The organism is Gemmatimonadales bacterium, assembly GCA_030697825.1.
Taxonomy (GTDB): domain Bacteria; phylum Gemmatimonadota; class Gemmatimonadetes; order Gemmatimonadales; family JACORV01; genus JACORV01.
The window spans coordinates 1-2,749 of the sequence record JAUYOW010000095.1; the positions used below are offsets into that span (position 1 = coordinate 1).

General features: G+C 71.7%; 2 protein-coding genes. Both read right to left on the reverse strand.

Features of this window, described 5'->3' with window-relative positions:
• A partial coding sequence (locus tag Q8Q85_04805) for a protein kinase (GenBank protein ID MDP3773567.1) occupies positions 1–389 on the reverse strand: 389 nt, incomplete at its 3' end.
• Between the two features lie 7 nt (positions 390–396).
• Positions 397–2,749, reverse strand: a 2,353-nt coding sequence (locus tag Q8Q85_04810; GenBank protein ID MDP3773568.1) for a protein kinase, incomplete at its 5' end; no start/stop codon positions are given.

Genomic DNA, 2,749 nt, shown 5'->3' on the forward strand with positions numbered 1-2,749 from the left:
TAGTCGAGCGCGCCGGCCACTTCGGTCGCGATGCGGACCGCATCTTCCACCGGAAGCTGTTTCTCGCGCGCCAGGCGGTCCCGCAGGCTCTCGCCCTCGACGAAGGGCATGACGTAGTACACCACGCCGCCGGCCTCGCCCGAGTCGTGGAGGGGCAGGATGTGCGGGTGCTGGAGGTTGGCGGTGAGCTGGATCTCCTTGAGGAACCGATCACCGCCCAGGATGGCGGCCAGCTCGGGGCGCAGGACCTTGAGCGCGACCTTGCGGTTGTGCCGCACGTCGTGGGCGAGGTACACGGTGGCCATGCCGCCCTGGCCCAGCTCGCGCTCGATCTGGTAGCGATCGGCCAGGGCCGAGGTCAGACGCTCGACGGGGGTGGGGCTGGTCATCGCGTTGCTAGCGTCCCGCGGGGCCGCCGGCCATCGCCCCGGCCGGCCGGCCGCGCAGCTGATCGAACCAGTGGAGCACCACGACCAGGTCGCTGGAGGCCTGCGGCCCCTGGGTCATCACGAAGTGCCGGCCGTCGCGTCCGACGTCGTACTGGGCGTGATACGGGTTGCTGCCGAAGAACCCTCGAAAGAGCTCGGTCCGCTGGACGACGCTGAACGTTGGCTGAATCCGGACCGCGGCCGCCATCAAGCGGTCGCCGTTGCGGTAGAAGAGCTCCCGGCCGTCCGGCGACCACCGCGCTTCCGTCCCGCCGTCGAGCGAGACCTGCACCTTGCCGCCCGGATCGGGGAACGGCCGCACGTAGATCTCGGCGCGCGAGGACTCGTCGGAGGTGTAGGCGACCCACCGCCCGTCGGGCGAGACCGCGGGCCCGTACTCGTCAGCCGGCGTCTGGAGGAACGGGTGCGTGGCCCTCGCGCTGTCGAGGCGCGCGTACATGATGTCGTTCTTGGTCGTCGCAGCGTTGTTCTCGTGGTACAGGAGCGTGCGCCCATCCGGGGTCCAGGCGTCGGCGAGCTGCCTCCCCGGCGCGACCAGCAGGGACTCGGGAGGGGCGCTGCCGTCCGCAGCGATCCAGAAGACGTCGCCGGCGTCGTTCCGGGTATACGCGAGCCGTCGCCCGTCGGGCGTCCACACCGGGCGGATGGCCACGTTGTCGAACGCCAGAGGGGTGAGCGTCTTCTGCACCACGTCCCAGATCCACAGTCGCGAGCCGCCGCGCTCGGCGATCTCGACGGCGATTCGCCGGCCGTCCGGCGAGAAGCGCGGGGAGCCGTAGGTGCGTAACTCGGTCGTGAGCGGCTGCGGCACGCCGTGCCGATCCACCAGCACCACGGACCGCGCCCCGGCCGCGCCACTCGCGTAGGCGAACGACCCAGACCGAGACACTCCCATTTTGGCCGCACCGGTGGGCGACATGGGCACCGCTTCGGCCACCGGAACGGCCGGACCCGTGACTTCGACGCGCCGGGCGTCGAACGGCACGGTGGTGATCGTCCCGTCGGAGTTGGCCAGCGTCACGTGACCCGACGTGACGTAGTGCGGGTTGCTTCCCGCCTGTGTGAACCGCTTGATCGCGCCGGTCGCGAGCGTGGCGGCGGCGAGGCGGTCCGCCCCGTCGCGGCCACGAACGGTGAACAACACGGTCTTCCCGTCCGGCAGAAACTCGGGATACCCGTGACCTCGGTCGCGGGCCGAGTCGAGCCGCGTCAAGACCGTCGGGTCGCCGCCGGCGGCCGGAACCTGCCGAAGACCCGTACCCGTCCCAAAGACGATGACGTCCCCCGACCCCCAGCTCGCGCCCAGGAATCCGCTGTCCGCCGTAAAGATCGTGAGCGGCGGACCGCCGGCGAGCGCCACCTTCTGCACCTTGCCCTGGATGACGAAACCGAGCCACCGCCCATCGGGCGAGAAGAACGGCTGACTACCGTTGCGCGTACCGGGGATGGGCAACGGCTCCAGCTGGTCGAGGCCGCGCTGGAACAGCTGCACCACTCCGTGGTCGTCCCGGCCCAAGTACGCGATCCGCGCGCCGTCGGGCGACATCGCCATCGTCGCCCCGCCGACGTCGAAATAGCTCGCGCTGGCGGGGAGCGGGACCGTGAAGCGCGCGACCGGATCGGGTACGAAAGGCCGCACCCGGAGCCAGCCCCAGGCGCCGAGGCCGGCAACGAGCAGAAGCAGCGCCCACGGCACCGCGGCCGCCCAGCGGCGCCGTAAGACGGGGCTGAGCGCGCCGGTGGGGGCGCCGGCAGGCGCTTCGGCCGCGAGCGGCGCCTGCGCCAGCGAGACGAACCCCGGCTTCGCGAGCGCCTCGGCGAACTGCGCCGCGCTGGCGAACCGGTCGGCCGGCAGCTTCTCGAGCGCCTTGCGCACTGCCGCCTCGACGTGCGGCGGGATGGTGTGCCGCTGCAGCGTCAGCGCCCGCGGCTGCTCCGTGACCACCCGCGCGATGATCGCCTGCGCCGTCGGACCCGTGAACGGCGGCTCCCCCGCCAGCATCTCGTAGGCCACGCACCCCAGCGCGTACACGTCGGCCTTCGGCGTGATCTCCCGCTCGCCCATCGCCTGCTCGGGCGCCATGTAGTGCGGCGTGCCGAGGCTCATCCCCGTCTCGGTCATCCGGGTACCGCCGCCGGCGCTGCTCACGGCCAGCGCTATGCCGAAATCGGCGACCAGCGCCGAGCCGTCGTGCAGCAGGATGTTCTCCGGCTTGATGTCCCGGTGCACGACGCCGTGCCGGTGCGCGTAGTCGAGCGCGCCGGCCACTTCGGTCGCGATGCGGACCGCATCTTCCACC